Source organism: Gemmatimonadales bacterium (genome assembly GCA_036265815.1).
GTDB lineage: Bacteria > Gemmatimonadota > Gemmatimonadetes > Gemmatimonadales > GWC2-71-9 > CAVVWJ01.
This window is the reverse complement of the sequence record DATAOI010000036.1, coordinates 39500-58409: the sequence shown is the minus strand read 5'-3', so window position 1 is coordinate 58409 and position 18910 is coordinate 39500. Positions and strand designations below refer to the sequence as shown.

Below are 18910 nucleotides of genomic sequence, written 5' to 3'. Positions count from 1 at the left end.
CTATCTTGGTACTATGAGCCAGATGTCCGAGCGCTGCCGGGTGTTTCGGCGACTCCACGAGGCCGGCTGCTTCCTCATCCCCAACCCGTGGGACGTGGGCAGCGCGCGCCTGCTGGCCCGCCTGGGATTCCAGGCGCTCGCCACCACCAGCTCGGGGTTCGCCTGGTCCCAGGGCCGGCCCGACAACGCGGTGTCGCTGGACCAGGCCCTGGACCACTTTCGCGAGATAGCCCGGAGCGTCGAGGTGCCGGTCAACGGAGACTTCGAAGGGGGATTCGCAACCGAGCCGGCCGACGTAGCCGCCAACGTCGCGGCCGCAGTGGGTACTGGGGTCGCCGGACTCTCGATCGAGGACTCGACCGGCGACCCGTCCAATCCGCTCTTCGACTTCGCTCTCTCCGTCGAGCGCGTCCGGGCGGCGCGGCGGGCGATCGACGCGAGCCGCTCGGGCGTCCTGCTCACCGGCCGATCGGAAGGCTTCATCGTCGGCCGCCCCGACCTGGCGGAAACGATCCGACGGCTCACCGCCTACGCGGAGGCGGGCGCCGATTGCCTCTACGCACCGGGTCTGCGTAGCCGGGGCGAGATCGGAGCGGTGGTCGCGGCCGTAGCTCCCAAGCCGGTCAACGTGCTGGTCGGCAGCGAGCTCGCCACGGTGGCAGAGCTCGCCGCGGCGGGGGTGCGGCGCATCAGCGTCGGCGGCGCACTGGCCCGCGTCGCATGGACTGGTTTCCTGGAGGCGGCGAAGGAGATCGCGGAGCGTGGAACATTCACCGGGCTGGCCCGCGCCATTCCATTTTCCGAGATCAACGGGGCCTTCGCTTCGGAGCGCCCCTAGGGGTGCGCTCCTCCCTCGCCCAGCAGATAATTTCGGATGAACTCCACGCTGGCATAGAACTGGAAGTCCGCGTTCGCCTTCTTCCGGAATCCGTGCCCCTCGTCTTTGGCCAGCAGGTACCAGACCGGATTGGCGTTCCGCTTGACAGTGGCGACCATCTGCTCCGCCTCGCTCCGCGGCACCCGGGGATCGTTGGCCCCCTGAACCACGAACAGCGGCTTGGTGATCTTGGCGGCGTTGTTGGCCGGGGCGGTGCGCTCCATGAAGGCACGCGTCTCCGGGTCGCGCTCGTCACCGTACTCCACCCGCCGGAGATCCCGCCGATAGCTCTCCGTATGGGCGAGGAAGGTGGCGAGGTTGGAGATCCCCACCACGTCGAGTGAGCAGCAGATCCGGTCGTTGTACGTGGTCGCGACCATGAGGGTCATGTAACCGCCGTAGCTGCCGCCGGTCACCATCACCCTGGAGCCGTCCAGCTCGGGTTGCCGGCCAATCCAGTCGAGCAGCGCGCCGATGTCCTTCACGGTGTCTTCCCGCTTGACCCCGTTGTCGAGCTTGACGAAGGATTTCCCGTAGCCGGTCGACCCCCGGACATTGGGCGCGATGATCGCCACGCCCAGCTCGTTCAGGAGGTAGTTGCTCCGGCCGAGAAATCCCGGTCGCGCCTGGCCTTCGGGTCCCCCATGAATGTTGATCACCACCGGCCGTTTGCCGGAGAACCGCGCCGGTGGCCGAGAGTAGAATCCCGAGATCTGGCGCCCGTCGAAGCTGGGCCAGCGGATGAGCGCAGGAGTGGGCAGGACGGAGGTATCGAGCCCGCCGGTCTCGCTCTCGGTCCATCGGGTGAGCTTCCCGGTGCCCGGATCGAGTGAGTAGGCGTCGCCCGGGGAGCGGGTCGTCACCAGTGTGAATCCCAGCCGCCCGCCGCCGCGTTGCCACACGAGCCCGCTGATGATGCCGGACGCGAGGCCGGGAACGCTACGAATGCGCCGCGTCCTGGTGTCGAGCAGGTAGAGCCTCGAGACCCCTTCCTCATTGGCCACGAAGGCGATCGTGCTCCCGTCCCAGGAGAGCTCGAACTGGTCGACATCCCAGTCGATCCGGGGCGTCAGTGGAGTGATCCGCCGGCTGGTCAGGTCCATGAAGGCCAGCCGCCGGAACTCCGATCCCTGATCGGTGATCAGGTACACGCCCCGCCCGTCCCGGCTGAATCGTGCCGCAGAGTAGACCGCGGTGTCGCCCGTGTCGGCCGGCATCAGCGGGGACTTCTCTCCCCGCGTCACGTCTACCAGCCAGAGTGAGCTCTGGGTCACCGAGCGGGTCTCTTCGGCGATGAGCGTCCGGTCATCCGCCGACCAGTCGGTTACCCCCCATCCTCCGCCTTGTACCTGGAGCAGGAGACGATCGGTCTTCGGATCCGCCGGGTTCATCACGTAGATGTCGCGGTCGGTGCCGTTGCGCCGGGTCGAGCCGTAGGCGATGCGGTCGCCGGCGGTGGACCACTCGATGCCGCCGTTCTGCGAGCGTCCGTCGGTGAGCAGGGTGATCTCGCCGCCGGGGAGATCGAACCGGTAGATCTGGGAGAACTCGTTGCCCCCCGCGTCCTTGAGAAAGAGAAAGTAGCGCCCGGTCCGCGGCTCGTAGACCGCCTGGGAGACCGGCTCCTCGGCGAAGGTGAGCTGGGTGCGGGCGCCGCCCGGCGAGACCACCCGGTGAATCTGCGGCGTGTTGGCGAAGCGGGTGCTGATCAGGATCTCCCGCCTGGCAGGGTGCCAGTCCAGCAGCGACGCCGAGCGCGACTCGGTGTAGCGCCGGGCGGCCTGGGCGATGGCGGCGGGAATCGGCGGCACGCCGTCGGTGACCAGGTTTTCGTTGGGCGAGATGGTGGCGGAGTCCTGGGCGTGCGCGGCTGTCCAGCAGAGCAGCAAGGTGAGAGCGAGCGCGACTCGGGCCAAGTCCTGGCACATGCTCAATTCTACAGGCACCGCCACCGGGCGGCATCCCTGCACGCCGCCAGGACCGAACCCGTGCGGGCACGATCTTGTGGTCCGGCCGCTGAGGTCCATCTTGATAAGCGGGCCAGTCCGCAGGAGGAGTCGCCCGGGAGCTGACGCATTTTCTTTCGAGGTAGTGGAGATCGAACATGACACCTCGGTGCCGAGCAGCCTACGTTGCTGCCCTGACCTGCCTTCTCTCATCGGTGCCTCTCGCCGCTCAGCAGACCGAGAAGCCTCCCCTCCACGCCCGACATTGGCTCGCCATCACCGGGAAGCCGCTGGCCGCCACCGCCGGCGCGGCCATGTTCCAGAAGGGTGGCAACGCCGTCGACGCCGCCTGTGCGATGCTGGCCGCGGTCACCACCATGTGGGACGTGCTGTCGTGGGGCGGCGAGACCCAGGCGCTCATCTATCATCCGGGCCTCAAGCGGGTGATCGGGATCGATGCCCTGGGAGTGGCACCGGCCGGCGCCACGGTCGAATTCTATCGCGGGAAGGGCTACCGGTACCCGCCCGAATACGGCCCGCTCGCGGCGATTACGCCGGGGACCCCGGGCGGTCTGATGACCATGCTTGCCGAGTACGGCACCCTCAGCCTGGCGGACGTGCTGGCGCCCGCCATCCAGATGGCCGACGGCTACCCCATCGAGGCGGAGACCGCCGACTTCATCGAACGCGAGAAAGGGCGGATCAAGCAGTGGAAGTATTCGCGCGCCGTCTTCCTGCCGCATCAGGGAGAGACCCGAGAGGCGCCCGAGCCGGGCGAGGTATTCGTTCAGAAAGACCTCGCCGTGACCCTGCGCAAGCTGGTGGCTGCTGAGCGCGCGGCCCGGCGGGCGGGAAAGAGCCGGAAGGAGGCGATCTACGCCGCGTACGACCGGTTCTACAAGGGAGACATCGGCCGCGAGCTGGTACGCGGCGTCCAGGAGGAGGGCGGCCTCATCACCGCCGCCGATCTGGCGCACTGGCGGGTCAAGACCGAGACGCCGTTGAGCACCACCTACAAGGGGATCGAGGTCTACAAGCTTCCGATCTGGCAGCAGGGACCGGTCATGCTGCAGGCACTCAACATGCTGGAGAACGTCGAGCTGAAGCCGATGGGCTACAACTCGCCCAAGTACATCCATACGCTGTACCAGGTGATGAACCTGGCCTATGCCGACCGCGACTTCTACTACGGCGATCCCGCGTTTCCTCCCGAAGAGCCGGTGCGCGGCCTGCTCTCGAAGGCGTACGCCAAGAGCCGGATCCAACGGATCGACTCGACCCGGAACGACCCCGACGTGCGCCCCGGCGACCCGTATCCCTTCCAGGGTCAGACCAATCCCTTCGCGAACCTGCTCGCCCGGTGGACCGTGGTGCCGCCGCCGGACACACTGCTGAAGCGTGGGGAAAAGACCAAGAGCTCGCTGGCGCCGGCAGCGACAGACTCGCTATTTCGTGAGCAGTTCTACCGCGGCACCACGTCCATCGAGGCGGCGGACGAGGCGGGGTGGGTCGTCTCGATCACGCCGAGCGGCGGATGGGTGCCCGCGGTGATCGCCGGTCACACCGGCGTGGGGCTGAGCCAGCGGGCCCAGAGCTTCGTCACCCGGCCGGAAGATGAGCCCTACAACGTGATCCAACCCGGCAAGCACCCGCGCGTCACGCTCACCCCCACGCTGGCGCTCAAGAATGGGCTCCCATTCCTGGCGTTCGCCGTGCAGGGCGGCGACTCGCAGGATCAGAACCTGCTCCAGTTCTTCCTGGATATCGTGGAGTTCGGGATGACGCCGCAGCAGGCCTCGGAGGCTCCCAACATCAACAGCTACCAGATGCGCTCATCGTTCGGCGAGCACGAGGCTCGGCCGGGCCACATGCTGCTGGCGTCAGCCACGCCGGACAGCGTCCGCACCGCGCTCCAGCGGATGGGGTACACGCTGGAGTTCGAGGAGCGCACCTCGGGACCGATCAACGCCATCCTCTTTGACCGCCGGCACGGGACGATGTGGGGGGCGTCCAGCAACCACGGAGAGGACTACGGCATCGCCTGGTGACGTCAGGCGTACGACCGAGCGCCTCAGAGATATCGCGCCGTCGCCATGGCCGCGACCGCCACCGCCACCAGGCCCGCGGCAACCCGCGCCCCCAGCGCCATGCGGCCCTGGAGCCGCGCGATCTCCGCCTGCTGCTCCGGAGAGGGCCTCCCCGTCTGCGCCACCTGCTGGCCGATGGCAGCCATCCGGTTGCCCGCGGCGCCAGTGATCCCCATCCCGACGGCCCCGCCAACAATGGCCGACAGAGCCCCGACAGCGTAGGCGATCCCAGGCGCCGTGCGGGTCCAGGTCCCGTGAGTCGCGGCCGCGGTGCGTGCGTACAGTATCACCCCAGAGAGCACGGTGAGCCCCATCGCAGTGCCGAGAAACACGGGAAGCCGGCGGCGTGTCACCAGGTGTGCCATGAAGCGGCCGCCCTCCGGCCCGATCTCGCGGACGGTGGGGACCAGGAATCCGGCCAGCAGGAACGCCGAGCCGGCCCAGAAGACGCCGGCCAGTATGTGGATCAGGCGGAGCAGCAGGGTGAGCACGCGATCGTCCATAGCGAGGTACCTCCCCAAACAGGGCCCATTCGTTTGTATGGACTATACAAGACTCTGCGACTCGCTCGCCATCGCCGGCCGTCGTGCGGGTGACCGCGATGGTCCAGGGGCTGGCTCGGCAGGTGCTCGCCTGGAGTCGCTGGTTGCGGAGCAGTGGACGCGGTACATTCGGTGTGACCATGCCCGGCCCACCACGCGTCCCGATCCGGAGCAGTCGACCATGTCCAATCAACCTCGGTGCTTCCGCCGTCTCCTCCCGCTCGCTGCCACCGTCCTCATGCTCGCCGGGTGTGCTTCCGTCACCCCGATCGGCCAGCTGCTCGACAACTCCTCCCACTACAACGGGAAGACCGTGCGCATCAAGGGTGAGGTGAAGGAGTCGGCCGGAGTGCTCGGACGGGGCGCCTATCAGGTGAAGGACTCCACCGGGTCGCTCACCGTCGTGAGCGAAACCGCCAGCCCGCCCCGCACCGGATCCACCATCGGCGTCAAAGGCACGTTTCAGGCCCTCATCACCTTGGGCTCCAAGAGCCTGGCCGTCCTCAAGGAGCAGAGTCGATTCCAGCCGTGAAGGACGGTGGCGTCCTTGCCGAACCCCCGCTCCATGCGTCTGACCCTGCTCCTCGCCGCCGCGCTCGCTTGCGGCCCGAAACCGACGGCTCCCGAGCTGCCGTCCTCCGCGGCGACCGCGGTCACCGATCGCGAATGGGTCCTCACGACTCTCCACGACCGAACCGCCCCCGAGCCGTGCTGCCGGCCGTAATGACTTACCAGGCGACCGAGTCCGCGCTGACCCTGCACGGGGCGGCCGGAGTCCTGGCGCGGTTTCGATAGGGAGGACCCGTCAGAGGAGAATGCCCATGTCCATCGGCGCCAGCTTTCTCGAGCAGGTGAACCGGTCGTTCGACCGCGCGGCCGGATTTACCCAGCATGACGCCACCCTGCTCGCCAACATCAAGGCCAGCAAGAACCTCTTCTACACCAGCTTCCCCATCAAGCGCGACGACGGCTCTATCGAGGTGATGCATGCCTGGCGGGCCGAGCACAGCCATCACAAGCTGCCTTGCAAGGGCGGCATCCGATACGCCTCGAGTGTGGACGCCGAGGAAGTCCAGGCGCTGGCGGCGCTGATGACCTACAAGTGCGCGCTGGTGGACGTGCCGTTCGGCGGCGCCAAGGGCGGCATCCGGCTCGATCCCAAGACCTACTCGCCGGCAGAGCTGGAGCGGATCACCCGGCGCTACGTGTTCGAGTTGGTGCGGAAGAACTTCATCGGACCCGGGCTCGACGTGCCGGCGCCGGATGTCGGGACCAGTTCACGAGAGATGGCCTGGATCGCCGATACCTATACCCAGCTGCGCCCCGGGGAGGTCGATGCGCTCGGTTGCGTCACGGCCAAGCCGGTGACGCAGGGCGGGATTCGGGGGCGGGTCGAAGCCACCGGCCGGGGCGTGTTCTATGGCGTCCGCGAGGTGGCAAGCATTGGCGAGGACATGAAGGCGTTGGGACTGTCGGCCGGGCTCCAGGGCAAGCGCGTCGTGATCCAGGGGCTGGGAAATGTGGGCTACTTCGCCGCTCGTTTCTTCCAGGAGGGCGGTGCGGTGCTGGTGGGGCTCGCGGAGTCGGAGGGTGCCATCGCGAATCCGAAAGGGCTCGACCTCGAGAGCGTCATGGCCTATCGGAAGGACCGCCGGACCCTGCTCGGGTTCCCCGGCGGTACCGACCTCGCGCGCCGGGAGGATGCGCTCGAGCTCGACTGCGACATCCTCATCCCCGCCGCGCTGGAGCGACAGATCACGGCGGAGAACGCGGCCCGAATCCAGGCCAAGATCGTCGTCGAAGCCGCCAATGGCCCAACCACGCCCGAGGCCGACGACATTCTCGCCCGGCGCGACGTGATGGTGATCCCCGACGCCTTCATCAATGCGGGCGGTGTCACCGTCTCCTACTTCGAGTGGGTGAAGAACCTGGGCCATGTGCGGTTCGGTCGGATGCAGAAGCGGTTCGAGCAGGGCGCCTACGGCCGCCTGCTGCACGCCGTCGAGGGGATCACCGACCGGCGCTTCGCGCCGGGGGAGATCGAGCGGGTCACCTACGGCGCGGGCGAGGAGGACCTGGTGAACTCCGGACTCGAAGAAACCATGACCAGCGCTTACCATCCGATCCGGGAGGTCTGGAAGCGTCAGGGCAAGATCGATCTCCGAACCGCGGCCCTGATCGTGGCGATCGACAAGGTGGCGACGAGCTATCTTCAGCTCGGAATCTTCCCCTAGGCTCTGGATGCGGCATGCCAACGCTCACCCGTGCTCTCGCTTCGCTCTGGTTCATCTCCGCCCTCTCCTGGCCTGTACACGTCTGGGGGCAAATGCCCCGCGCCGACCCCGCCGACGTCGGCACGATCGACGGCATCGTCCACGCCTATTACGACGTGATCAACGGGCCCGCGGGCACTCCCCGCCAGTGGCGGCGAGACAGCACCCTCTACATGCCCGGCGCCACCTTCGTCGCCATGAAGGAGCGCGATGGCAAGCCCGCGCCCGACATCATGACTCCCGAGCAGTTCCGCCGAGCCACGGACCGCGAGTTCGTGGAGCAGGGCTTCTTCGAGATGGAGATCGGTCACCGGATCGAGCGGTTCGGCCACGTCGCCCAGGTTCGCAGCGCGTACGAGACCCGGCGGGCCACTGCCGGGCCGCTGCTGGGTCGCGGAGTGAACTACCTGCTGCTCTATTGGGACGGCAGCCGCTGGTGGATCAGCTCGGCGGTGTGGGACGATGAGCGGCCGGACAACAAGCTGCCGGCGTCGTGGGTCGCCAGGGAGGAGCGGGTGCCGTGAGCGGATCGAGACAGGCCGGCCATCGGGCCTGGCCCTCGATACCCTATGGAGAATGGAAGGAGACCCTGGCCACGCTGCACCTGTGGACCCAGATCGTTGGCAAGGTCCGCCTGGTCCAGACGCCGTGGGTCAACCATTCGTGGCACGTGCCCCTGTACGTGACGGCGCGAGGGCTCACGACGTCGCCGGTCCCCTATGGCGCTCGCAGCTTCGAGATCAGATTCGATTTCCTGGATCACCGGCTCGCCATCGAGACCACGGACGGACAGGTCGAGCTGCTCGAGCTGGCGCCACGTAGCGTGGCCGATTTCTACCAGGAGCTGTTCGCCCGCCTGAAGGCGCTTGGCCTCGACATCAAGATCCGAACCATCCCCAACGAGATTCCGGATGCCATTCCGTTCGAGCAGGACCGAGTGCATGCGGCGTACGACGCGGAGCGGGTCACCCGCTTCTGGCGCGCCCTGGTTCAGGCCGACCGTATCCTCCGCACCTTCCGCTCGCGCTTCCTCGGCAAGTCCAGTCCGGTGCACTTCTTCTGGGGCGGCTTCGACCTCGCGGTGACCCGGTTCTCCGGCCGCCGGGCACCGCCGCACCCGGGCGGCGTCCCCAACCTACCGGACTGGGTAGCTAGGGAAGCCTACTCCCACGAGGTCAGCAGCTGCGGGTTCTGGCCGGGCGGGGAGGCGCTGCCCGAGCCGGTCTTCTACGCCTACGCGTATCCCGAGCCGGAGGGCTTCAAGCGGGCCGCGATTGGGCCGGCCGGGGCGGAGTACCATTCCACGCTCGGCGAGTTCGTGCTGCCGTACGAGGCGGTCCGGCAGGCGCCCTCGCCGGAGACGGCGCTGCTGGAGTTTCTGCAGGACACCTACGAGGCGGCTGCCGGGCTCGCGGGATGGGATCGCCCGGCACTGGAGCGGACCACGAAGTAGCCATGCCACGGGCAGCCGTGCCCCTTGGGGGCTGCTCCCCCCTTCTAGACCACTCGCCGCCCCGGGCGTAGCTTTCCCCATCCTGCTCAATCAACTGGCGGTACCTCCTCAAGCGCCTGCCTCTATCCGCCAGCCGTCCTCCCGGCGTAGCTGGAGTCCCGGTGGAGCCTTGGCTTGCCAAGTTCGACGCGGGCGACCCTCAAGCCGCCTGGGACCTGTTCGCCGACCGCTATCGGCGGCTGATGCTTGCGACCATCAGGCGCCTGGTCCCGGACCATGACGATGTCATGGACGTGTTCTCCATGGCCTGTCAGGCTCTCTCCGCCAACGATTTCGCTCGCCTCAAGCGCTACTCCGATCGATCCGCCCGACCCGCCAGCGTCGCCACCTGGCTGGTCATCGTGGTACGCAACCTCACCATCGACTGGCTCCGCCAGCGCGATGGTCGTCGCCGCCTCACCGTGCCGTCGACCCTCTCCCCGCTGCAGCAGGAGATCTACGCGGCCGTCTGCATCGGGGGCCATTCGCACGTCGAGGCCTACGAGCTGATCCGCGCTCGCACCGGATCGTCGATGCCGTTTCATGAATTTCTCCAGGAGGTCCGTTCCCTTGCTCGGACCGCGCCGTGCCCCGACAGCGCTCCGTCGCGGCACCCGGTGTCCGACCCGTCGGCCATCGAGGTAGCCGTGCCCGAGCTGGACCCGGTGGAGACGGCGGAGGCGGTCCAAAGGCTTGCCGAGGCGCTGGCATCGCACCCGCCGGACGTACGGCTCGCCGTGGAGTTGTTCGTCGTCGAACGACTTTCCGCTGCCGACGTCGCCCGTGCGGTTGGCTGGCCCGGCCCCAAGACCGTCTACAACCGGGTGTATCGCGCGCTCGCTGCGCTGCGGACCCGGCTCGAGCTCGAGGGCATCGGTCCCGGCGACCTCTGATGAGCAATTCCGGCAGTTCGGTCCGTACCCTACCACGCAACCGTGTGGCCAATCCCGGCCACGCCACTTCTCCGGACGGCCGCTCGTGCCACTGACCTGTCCCTCGGAAGCGGAAATCCTCCTGTTCGCGCTGGCCGATGACTCCGTGCCGGATGGCGTCACCGCTCGACACCTGGGCGGGTGCGCGTCGTGCCGGGACCGGGTGGCCAACCTCCGCCGCGTGGTGCAGGGGATTCAGGCTGTAGTGGGAACCGACCTCGCAGGCGATCTGGACGAGATCGCGCTGGCCCGATTCGTCGATGGTGTCGCCCTCCCCAGCGAGCGGGAGGCTGACATCCTCCATCTTGCCGGGTGCGGACGCTGTCGCCGCCAGCTCGCTTCGCTGATCGAGGTGCTGGCGGATCCCGGCGTGGCGGCCGAGGTGCGGTCGCTCGAGCGGCTGCGCGATCGGCCGGGAGCACGACGGAGGTTTCTCGCCGGGGCCGGCCTCATCGCCGCCGCGGCAGCGGTGCTGGTCCTGGTCCGGCCGGACCGCGGGGGTCATGACACCGATCTGCACCGCGGGCCTACCATCACGGCCTCGGCGGCGCCGACGCCCCTGTCGCCGATCGGTGAGGTCCCGGCAGCCACCCAGCTCAGCTGGACCGCGGTGCCCGGTGCGGAGCGCTATCGCGTGAGGCTGTTCGACGCCTCGGGGAAATCGCTGTACGAGACCCAGGTGGCGGACACGGTGATGGCGCTTCCCGATTCGGTCGTGCTCGCTCCGGGACGGTTGTATCTGTGGAGGGTCGAGGCCCGCAATGGGTGGGATCGCTGGACCTCGTCGGACCTGATCGAGTTCCAGGTCAGGCCGGCGGCGGAGTCCAACGATACGCTCCGCCCCTCGGCATCTCTGCCCGCCCGCATCACCCTGCCGCCGCCGCGGGACTCACTCCGTCGCCTCGCGCCGACCCTGTCGGACTCCGCCCTGGTGCTCGAGGTTCGGGCGCGGCCGCTCGAGGTGCGTGAGGCGCTGACCGAGACGCTCGCGAGCTCGGTCCACGGCCAGCCGGCGGTGCGTGAAGCAGAGCTCGTGCTCGCCCGCCGGCTGGCCGCGGCCTACGCCGCCGCCTGGCATGATGAGTTCCTGGTCCGTGAGGTGGCCCGCTTCACCGGCTGGCCCACGCCGCGCCGCGCCGCCAAGGTCCGGGCCGACAGCCTGCGCCGGGCAGGCGTCACGGCGTTCGGTCGCGATGGCGCGGCAGCTGCGATCGGGATCTGGCGGCGTGCCCTGGCTGGGGCCGCCGCCATCGACGACAGCGCCTCGATGGCGGCGACATTGGGAAACATCGGCGCCGGCCTTTCCCGTGATGCCAGCCCGGATAGCGCCGCGGTCTATCTCGAGCGTTCCCGGCTGCTGGCCGTGGCGCTGGGCGACATGCGGGTCGAGGCCAATGCCCTCTCCGAGCTGGCGGGGGTGAGCGAGAGCCGGGACGACGTTGAGGGTGCCCGCCAGTCCTACGCGCGGGCGATCGCGTTGCGGACCCGCATCGGCGATTCCCGCGGCCTCGCCTCCGATTACAACAATCTCGCCGGGCTGGCGCGTGACGCCGGCGACCTCGACGAGGCCCGCCGCCAGCTCGAGGCTGCGCTGGCGATCAATCGGCGGGACGGCCGCGCGGAGGTCGCCGCGACCAACCTGGTCAACCTTGCCGGGCTCGCCAGCCTGGCCGGTGATTTTGCCCGTGGCGCGACCCTCTACCGCGACGCGTTGGCGACCTGGCGCGAACGGAAGCAGTGGGCCGACATGGCCGACGCCCTGCGGGGGCTGGGAGAGCTCGAGTTGCGTCGGGGAGACTATCCCGCGGCTCGGATCGATCTGCAGGCGGCGCTCGCCATCTACGACCGTACCGGCCCCGTGGCGGACGCCTTCGCGGTGCGACAAGAGATGGCCGGTGCGCTCGCCGCCGAGGGTGAGCTGCAGAGTGCGCTGGACGAATTGCGGGAGGCGCGGCGTCTCGCCGACTCCACCGGCGCGGAGGCCGGCGTTCAGGCGGGCATCGCGCTCGCCCGCGCCGATCTGGCGGCCCAGCTCAACACCCGGCAGGAGGCCGAGCGGCTCTATGCCAGCGCGGAGCTGCTCTTCCGGCGGGCCGGTGATCGGGTGGGCGAAGCCGAGGCGCAGGAGGGCCGGGGGATGCTGCTGCTCGACCTTGACAAGCCGGCGGCCGCGGAGCCCCTGCTCAATCGGGCGCTCCGCATCGAGCTCGCCACCGGAAACCGCCGCGCCGCGTCGCTGACCCGCATGGTGCTCGGCGATCTCTCCCTCCGTCGGGGTGATACCACCGGTGCGCGGCAACAGCTCGCCCGCGCGGGCAGGCAGCTGGCGCGGCTGGGCGATCCGGTCGCGGCCGCCGAGGCGGTGGGCAAGCGGGCCTCGCTCGAGGCGGCTGCTGGCTTCCCCGCCGCGGCCGAGTCGCTCTTTCGCGCAGCGATTGCCGGCGTGGGCGATCGGGTGGCACCCGAGGTGACCTGGCGGCTGCACGCGGGTTTGGGCACGACCCTGCGCGACCGGGGCGCGACGGACGAGGCGGCTCAGGAGCTGCGAGCCGGCATCGCCGCCATCGAGCGCACCGGCCGCTCGCTCACGCTGGCGGAGCGACGCTCGGGGTTTCTCACCGATAAGTGGGACGTGTACGTCCAGCTCGCGCTGCTGGAGCGCGCCAGGGGGCGTGTCGCTGCCGCGTTCGAGGTGAGCGAGCGTATCCGGGCGAACGAGATGCGGGAGCTTCTGGCGCAAGGGCGGGTCGCGGTGCCTCGGGACACGGCGATGGCACTGGTGGTGAGGGAGCAGGATCTCCGCCACCGCATCGACGAGCTCACCAGCCTGATGGAGGGAGCTCCCGCGGGCAACCAGCCGTTCCGCGGCCCCGACGTGTCACGCGGGGGTGCGGTCACACGCGAAGCGCTGCTCAGCGCGCAGGAATCCTATGCCGAGCTGCTGCTGGAGATTCGCGAGCGGGCCCCGCGGCACGCGGCGCTCCTGTCGCGTGAGACCGCGACCTGGCGCGACGTCGCCCGGCAGCTTCCGGCGGACGGGGTCTTGATCGAATACCTGGTGAGCGACGCGAGCTCGCTGGCTTTCGTCATCAGTCGCGACACCACGGTGGCCTTGCAGCTCGGGGTGGGCCGCCCTGAGCTCGCCGGCTTGATCGACTTCGTGCGAGGATCGTTGCAGCCGCGGGGGTCGCCGGGTCTCGATTCGCTCTGGCGCGCTCCGCTGCGCCAGCTCTATCGCGATCTCGTCGCACCGATCGAGGCCTCCGGGCTCCTCGACGGCAAGACCCGACTCGTCATCGTGCCCCACGCCGAGCTGCACTACCTGCCGTTCGCCGCGCTGCTGGACGGCCACGGACACTTCCTGATAGAGCGATTCCAGCTCATGGCGGCGCCTTCGGCATCCGTGTGGCTCGCCCTCGGTGCCCGCGCCCCGGGGAAGGCCACCAGCGGCCTCCTCGCCTTTGCACCCCGACCGGACGCCCTGCCCGCCTCCCGCCAGGAAGTGGCGGCCATCGGGCGGCTCGGAGGGAAGGAGGCGCGAGTCGTCGTCGGGAATGCCGCGACAGAGGCCGCCTTCCTGCGCGAAGCACCCACCCGCCGGGTCATTCATCTCGCGACCTACGGCGTGCTCAACAAGCAGAACCCGCTGTTCTCCTTTGTCGCACTGGCACCCGAGGGAGCCGACGACGGCCGGCTCGAGGTCCACGAGGTCTTCGGTCTGCGGCTCGCGGCCGATCTGGTGGTGCTGTCGGCCTGCCAGACCGGACTTGGCTCCGGCGCGCTCACCGACGTGCCGGCCGGCGACGACTGGGTGGGGCTGGCGCGCGCGTTCCTCTCGGCCGGGACGGCGCGGGTGATGGCGACGCTCTGGCCGGTCCAGGACCGAGCCAGCGCCGCGCTCATGGAGCGGTTTTACCAGGGATACGTGATAGGGTCAGATCCGGGCCGGGCGCTGGCCGCGGCGCAGCGTGCGCTGTTGTCGGTCCCGGCGACGGCGAGCCCCTATTACTGGGCCGGATTCGAGCTGATCGGCGGGCGCTGACTCGGGCGCTGAGCAACCGGGCGCCCGCTGCCCGTACTACTCATGGTCCGCGATCCAATGAGCAGTCATGCGAGTCGCTGGGGTATACCGGCCGGCCATTCGCGCTCGAGTCCACACCTGCCTGAGGGCACGAGACCATGCGTCCTCGCCTGCAACGTTCGTCGGCCGCTCTGCTCGGCGGCCTGAGCATCATCGCTTTGCTTGCCTCGTGCTCCGACGACGCGCCGACCGCGCCGGACCAGGCCAAGGTGTCTCTGACCGAGACGTCCTCCGATCGGCTGTCCGTGTGCCACAGCGGCGGGATCATCACCGTCTCCCCGTCCCAGCTCGCGACTCATCTCGGTCACGGCGACTACCTCACCAGCCTCGCGGTATCCCACGCGAGCGATCAGCCGAAGGACGGCGCGCACTTCCGCCGGATCGGAGACGCTCTCACCGTGGCGCGGGACGGCCGGAAGGCACGGGGCGAGCTGGCCTCGGCCGCGTGTCGCATCACCATCACCGTTGCCGCCGGGGTGTATCGGGGAACCGATGACCTGGCCAACACCGACGAGAGTCTCGAGCGTTTCCCGTTCGAGGTGGACGTGCCGGCCATCACGCTCCGGGGTGCGCTGGTGATGCGCCTGGATGCCAGTGGACGAGCCACGGGTACCAGCACGACTGGTCGGGCGACGACGCTCGCACCAATCGAGCCGCTGTCGGATCTGGTGGGCTTCCCCGCGATCTTCGCGGCGTATGGCGACGGCAATGGGCTCACGGTGCAGGGCTTCGCCTTTCAGTCGGGGCAGGCGCCGGGCACGGAGACCGCGGGGACCGGCGTGATCTCGTTCACGGTGACAGGTCTCACCATTCGGGGCAACCGGCTCGAGGGCTTCTTCGAGACGATAGACCTCCGCGGAAGCAACGCCATCGTCGAAACGAACCACATCAGCGAGGGAGGGCAGTGCGCCATGTGTCTCGCGGGGCCCGGCGTTTACCGTGCCGAAGGCAACAAGATTGTGGCCGGGGGCACGCACGGGATCTTTACCAGCCCCGCCATCGACGCCGAGCCGGACGGCCCCGGTTTCTCCAAGGTCTTCGTCGATATCATCGACAACGAGGTTCGCAACGTCCGGCAGCAGCCGATCAGCGCCGGCATCCGGGTTGGGGCTGTCGGCCTCGGTGCGCCGAATGTCCCCGGTTCGAGCCACATCAAGATTCGCGACAATCTGCTGGTGAACAACAACTTCGGACTGATGATCGACGCCCTGTTCCCCCAGCCCGACACGAGGCTCCGGGGTGACATCGAGGTGACGACCAGCGGCAACGTCGTGAGGGAAAGCTGCCAGGCGGATCTGCTCGTGGGGTTCAGCCGACACTACACCAATCTGGGCGCCGGCGGAGATCCTTACCTGCTCAATTCGACGTACAAGCTGACGCTCAGCGGAGACTGGCGATTCAGCGACGCGTGGTTCAGCAACCCGCCGGGATTCGGGAACACGCTGCTGGTGAACGGACGCGAGATCGGGCACAGAACTCGCGCGTTCTATGACCCGGAGAGCTGCCCCGCGAGGCAATTATGAGATTCGTCGTCCTGGGCACTGCACTAGCCGGCCTGACCCTCGCCTGCTCTGAGGGCGAGGGACTCTCCGACAGCGGTACGCCGCTGCCGCCGACGCCGTTCGTGGTGTCGAATCCAGTGCCGGGCCCTGCCGTGTCGGCCTCGGGCGCGAGACTCTCGGCGTCCACCTCGGCGACCGCCGGGACATCCCTGGCCTACGTCTCCCTCGCACCCGGGAAGATTCCTGGGGCCAGTCTCGCGACCATCGTCAATCCCCGGATCAACAGCGGCGCGACCGTCCCGGTGGTGAGCGGCGGCTTCGATCCAGTCGGGGTGACCGCGGCCGCCGGGGATACCCTGGACGTTCTGATCCACAGCGGGCCTGCCCTCTCGGCAACGTACCGGATTCTGGTCAACCTGAACGTCTCACCCACTGTGGTGCGGACCAACCCGCCAAACAACAAGCGCGACGTGTCGCTCAATCCGGCGATCACGGTGGTCTTCAGCGAACCGATGGACAGCGCGAGTGTGATCGGGGCACTGAGTTTGACCGATGGTCTCAACCCGGTGCCGGGAGCCGTGGTGATTCCGCCGAACGGCGGCGACATCCTGCAGGTCACCCTCATCCCGGCGGCCCCGCTGGCCCCACTCACCACCTACGTGCTCCAGGTCGGGACCACGGCTCAAGATCGGGATGGGCAGGGGCTCACTGCGCCGGTGACCGCCGAGTTTACCACCGATTCGCTGGCGCCGGATGTCACCGCGCCCCTGGTCAGAATTGTCCCTCCGGTAGGGATCGATTCGGAAGCTGTCGATTACCCTGCCTTCCGGGCAGTGATCGATGACGATCGCAAGATCGTCGATGTCACCTGGGAGCTCGATGACGGAAGCGGCAATCCCACCTATGGGTGGAACTCGGGGTCGAACGACTGGTCTGACCACCTCGACAATTGGTACGTCCTTGCGGACCACAGCGACAACAACTTGTCGCTTCACCCCGGTATCTACAACGTTCGATTGACGGCGATGGACTTCGCGGGGAACATCGGATCGTCGGCACCATTCACAATGACGTTTGTGGCTCCGGATTCACAGCCGCGGCTCGTGGTGCGCTCGTTCTCGGTCGTGGAGTTCTATGATCCGAATTGGGCCGGGTGGATCTACACCCCGCAGCTCGTCGTCGCGGATGCTCCGGGGCAGAGCGGACTCAGGATCGTCGGCTTCGAGATGCTCACGATTCCCGGATTGACCCGACCATCCTGGTCCACGCCCTGGAAACTCACCGCCTTCCTCCTGAGCGTTCCGCCGGGCCAGGATACCCCGCTCTTTCCCAAGGACTGGTACGGCGAACCCGAACCAGCATTCGGCACCGGGGGTCGCTCGAGCGGAGGCGAAGCGACTGCCCGTCTCACGTACCGTGATGAGATCGGTCACTTCTACACGATGACGGTCAAGGGCGACGTCGTGCCGGGAGACTGGCCTACGACGTTCACGGGCGCCTGCGCCTATCACTGGTCATGGGAAGGCATGGAGCCAGGCGACCTGTCGGGCTGCGGCTGGAGCGAGGATTCCCGATGATGCGGGTCGTCGTGGCAATTGCGCTGGCTGGCATGACCCTCGGCTGCTCGGACGGAGCGGGGCCCCGAGATTCCGGAGGTTTGCTTCCGCCGACGCCGTTCGTGGTGTCGAATCCGGTGCCGGGCCCTGCCATGTCGGCCTCCCGCGCGAGGCTCTCGTCCACGTCGGCGACCGCCGGGACGTCCCTGGTCTACGTCTCCCTGTCGCCCGGGAAGATCCCCGGGGCCACCGCGGCGACCATCGCCGATCCGCGCACCAGCAGTGGCGTCACCGTCCCCGTGGTGGATGGCGGCTTCGATCCGGTCGGGGTGACTGCGGCCGCGGGCGATACCCTGGGTGTCCTGGTCCGCAGCGAGACCGCCCTCTCGTCATCATACCGCATCCTCGTCAATCTGAACGTCTCACCTAGCGTGGTGCGGACCAACCCGCCCAGCAACAAGCGAGACGTGTCGCTCAATCCGGCGATCACCGTGGTCTTCAGCGAGCCGATGGACAGTGCCAGCCTGATCGACGCGGTGACCCTGACCGACGGTGGCAGCCCGGTGCCCGGCACTGTGGTGATTCCGGCCAACACGGGGGACATCCTCCAGGTCACCTTTGTCCCGGCAGATCCGCTCGCAGTGGGCACGACCTACGTGCTGCAGGTCGGCACCGCGGCCCGGGATCGCGATGGCCAGGCACTCGGCGCGCTCCTGACGAGCAGGTTCACCACCGACACGCTGCCGCCGGACGTCACGGCGCCCCTGGTGACCATCCTGAGGCCGGTGGCCGGCGACTCCGAAGCCTTCGAGTACCCCAGTTTCCGGGCAGCCATCACGGAGGATCGCGAGATCGCCGATATCGAGTGGGAGTTCGATGACCGAAGCGGCGATGCGCCACTCCGGGTGCGCTTCGGGCGGTCGAACTGGGGCTCAGCGGGGTATCTCGACATGAGGTACATCCTCCCCTCGGCTTCCAACTTTCACTTGCTGCGGCAGCCCCACCCCGGCACCTACACCGTCCGAATGACGGTAGCCGACGAGTCCGGAAACAGCGGAACGTCGGCGCCCCTGACACTGACGTTTGCCGCCCCGGATTCCCAGCCGCGCATCGTCGTGCGCTCCTTCACGGTCATCGAGTTCGAGAACCCGTTGGGTTCGGCCTTTTGGAACTATGCCCCCCAGCTCGTCGTCGCGGATGCCCCGGGAGAGAGCGGGCTCGAGATCGTCGGCTTCCAGATGCTCACGATTCCAGGCCTCACCTATGGGAACTCCTGGTGGAATCTCACCGCACGGTTCCTGAGCGTTCCCCCGGGCAAGGATGTTCCGCTCTTTCCCGAGCGGTTCGGGCACTATGTTGCGGCGGTCTGGCCCTATTCTTACACGGAGGGGCTTCGCTCCAGTGGAGGGGAGGCAACGGCCCGGCTCACGTACCGGGACGAGGCCGGTCACTTCTACGCGACGACGCTCAAAGGCCCCATCGTTCCCGGGGCCGATCCCCAGAGCTGGACGGATGGATGCAATCACTGGTCTCTCTGGGGCACGTGGCCAGAAGACCTGTTGCCTCCCGGCCGCAGCGAGGAGAATTGTCGGATTCTGGACGGCACCGGACCCTGACTCCGT

13 protein-coding genes are annotated in these 18910 nt (G+C 68.3%); 11 read left to right on the top strand and 2 right to left on the bottom strand.

The window, feature by feature from the left end; all coding sequences use genetic code 11:
* The first annotated feature begins 13 nt into the window (after positions 1 to 13).
* A complete protein-coding gene (locus VHR41_07590; protein HEX3234045.1) occupies positions 14 to 838 on the top strand; it encodes an isocitrate lyase/phosphoenolpyruvate mutase family protein in 825 nt (274 codons plus the stop codon).
* Here VHR41_07590 and VHR41_07585 read toward each other — a convergent pair.
* Positions 835 to 2805 (bottom strand): S9 family peptidase, encoded by a 1971-nt coding sequence (locus VHR41_07585; protein HEX3234044.1) that lies wholly within the window; start codon positions 2803 to 2805, stop codon positions 835 to 837. The genes VHR41_07590 and VHR41_07585 overlap by 4 nt on opposite strands.
* A 176-nt stretch (positions 2806 to 2981) precedes the next feature.
* Here VHR41_07585 and VHR41_07580 point away from each other — a divergent pair, with 176 nt between their 5' ends.
* A complete protein-coding gene (locus VHR41_07580; GenBank protein ID HEX3234043.1) occupies positions 2982 to 4871 on the top strand; it encodes a gamma-glutamyltransferase in 1890 nt (629 codons plus the stop codon).
* A 23-nt stretch (positions 4872 to 4894) separates the two neighbouring features.
* Here the strand turns inward: VHR41_07580 and VHR41_07575 are convergent, their stop codons facing one another.
* Positions 4895 to 5413, bottom strand: a complete 519-nt coding sequence (locus VHR41_07575; protein HEX3234042.1) for a hypothetical protein — start codon at positions 5411 to 5413, stop codon at positions 4895 to 4897.
* Positions 5414 to 5633: 220 nt separating this feature from the next.
* Here VHR41_07575 and VHR41_07570 point away from each other — a divergent pair, with 220 nt between their 5' ends.
* From VHR41_07570 to VHR41_07530, 9 genes are all read left to right on the top strand, one after another.
* Positions 5634 to 5984 carry a hypothetical protein gene (locus VHR41_07570; protein ID HEX3234041.1) on the top strand — a complete coding sequence of 117 codons (351 nt, stop codon included), beginning with the start codon at positions 5634 to 5636 and terminating at the stop codon, positions 5982 to 5984.
* Between the two features lie 289 nt (positions 5985 to 6273).
* Positions 6274 to 7686: a Glu/Leu/Phe/Val dehydrogenase gene (locus VHR41_07565; GenBank protein ID HEX3234040.1), complete on the top strand. Its 1413-nt coding sequence runs from the start codon at positions 6274 to 6276 to the stop codon at positions 7684 to 7686.
* Between the two features lie 14 nt (positions 7687 to 7700).
* The gene (locus VHR41_07560) at positions 7701 to 8249 is read left to right on the top strand and encodes a hypothetical protein (protein HEX3234039.1); all 549 of its coding nucleotides are present in this window, start codon (positions 7701 to 7703) and stop codon (positions 8247 to 8249) included.
* The gene (locus VHR41_07555) at positions 8246 to 9178 is read left to right on the top strand and encodes a DUF5996 family protein (protein ID HEX3234038.1); all 933 of its coding nucleotides are present in this window, start codon (positions 8246 to 8248) and stop codon (positions 9176 to 9178) included. The genes VHR41_07560 and VHR41_07555 overlap by 4 nt, the downstream gene beginning before the upstream one ends.
* Positions 9179 to 9339: 161 nt before the next feature.
* On the top strand, positions 9340 to 10110 hold the full coding sequence (locus VHR41_07550; GenBank protein ID HEX3234037.1) for a sigma-70 family RNA polymerase sigma factor: 771 nt from the start codon (positions 9340 to 9342) through the stop codon (positions 10108 to 10110).
* A gap of 85 nt (positions 10111 to 10195) precedes the next feature.
* On the top strand, positions 10196 to 14191 hold the full coding sequence (locus VHR41_07545) for a CHAT domain-containing tetratricopeptide repeat protein (protein HEX3234036.1): 3996 nt from the start codon (positions 10196 to 10198) through the stop codon (positions 14189 to 14191).
* Positions 14192 to 14328: 137 nt separating this feature from the next.
* The gene (locus tag VHR41_07540; GenBank protein HEX3234035.1) at positions 14329 to 15753 is read left to right on the top strand and encodes a right-handed parallel beta-helix repeat-containing protein; all 1425 of its coding nucleotides are present in this window, start codon (positions 14329 to 14331) and stop codon (positions 15751 to 15753) included.
* A complete protein-coding gene (locus VHR41_07535; protein ID HEX3234034.1) occupies positions 15750 to 17309 on the top strand; it encodes an Ig-like domain-containing protein in 1560 nt (519 codons plus the stop codon). Before VHR41_07540 ends, VHR41_07535 begins: the two co-directional genes overlap by 4 nt.
* Complete coding sequence (locus VHR41_07530; protein HEX3234033.1) at positions 17306 to 18904, top strand: Ig-like domain-containing protein; 1599 nt, start codon at positions 17306 to 17308, stop codon at positions 18902 to 18904. Before VHR41_07535 ends, VHR41_07530 begins: the two co-directional genes overlap by 4 nt.
* Positions 18905 to 18910 lie beyond the last annotated feature (6 nt).

Excerpts from the sequence above, each read along its gene's own strand:
- VHR41_07575 (HEX3234042.1), bottom strand. The coding sequence starts at position 5,413 with ATGGACGATCGCGTGCTCACCCTGCTGCTCCGCCTGATCCACATACTG.
- VHR41_07540 (HEX3234035.1), top strand. The coding sequence starts at position 14,329 with ATGCGTCCTCGCCTGCAACGTTCGTCGGCCGCTCTGCTCGGCGGCCTG.
- VHR41_07590 (HEX3234045.1), top strand. The coding sequence starts at position 14 with ATGAGCCAGATGTCCGAGCGCTGCCGGGTGTTTCGGCGACTCCACGAG.
- VHR41_07585 (HEX3234044.1), bottom strand. The coding sequence starts at position 2,805 with ATGTGCCAGGACTTGGCCCGAGTCGCGCTCGCTCTCACCTTGCTGCTC.
- VHR41_07560 (HEX3234039.1), top strand. The coding sequence starts at position 7,701 with ATGCCAACGCTCACCCGTGCTCTCGCTTCGCTCTGGTTCATCTCCGCC.
- VHR41_07535 (HEX3234034.1), top strand. The coding sequence starts at position 15,750 with ATGAGATTCGTCGTCCTGGGCACTGCACTAGCCGGCCTGACCCTCGCC.
- VHR41_07570 (HEX3234041.1), top strand. The coding sequence starts at position 5,634 with ATGTCCAATCAACCTCGGTGCTTCCGCCGTCTCCTCCCGCTCGCTGCC.
- VHR41_07530 (HEX3234033.1), top strand. The coding sequence starts at position 17,306 with ATGATGCGGGTCGTCGTGGCAATTGCGCTGGCTGGCATGACCCTCGGC.
- VHR41_07580 (HEX3234043.1), top strand. The coding sequence starts at position 2,982 with ATGACACCTCGGTGCCGAGCAGCCTACGTTGCTGCCCTGACCTGCCTT.
- VHR41_07565 (HEX3234040.1), top strand. The coding sequence starts at position 6,274 with ATGTCCATCGGCGCCAGCTTTCTCGAGCAGGTGAACCGGTCGTTCGAC.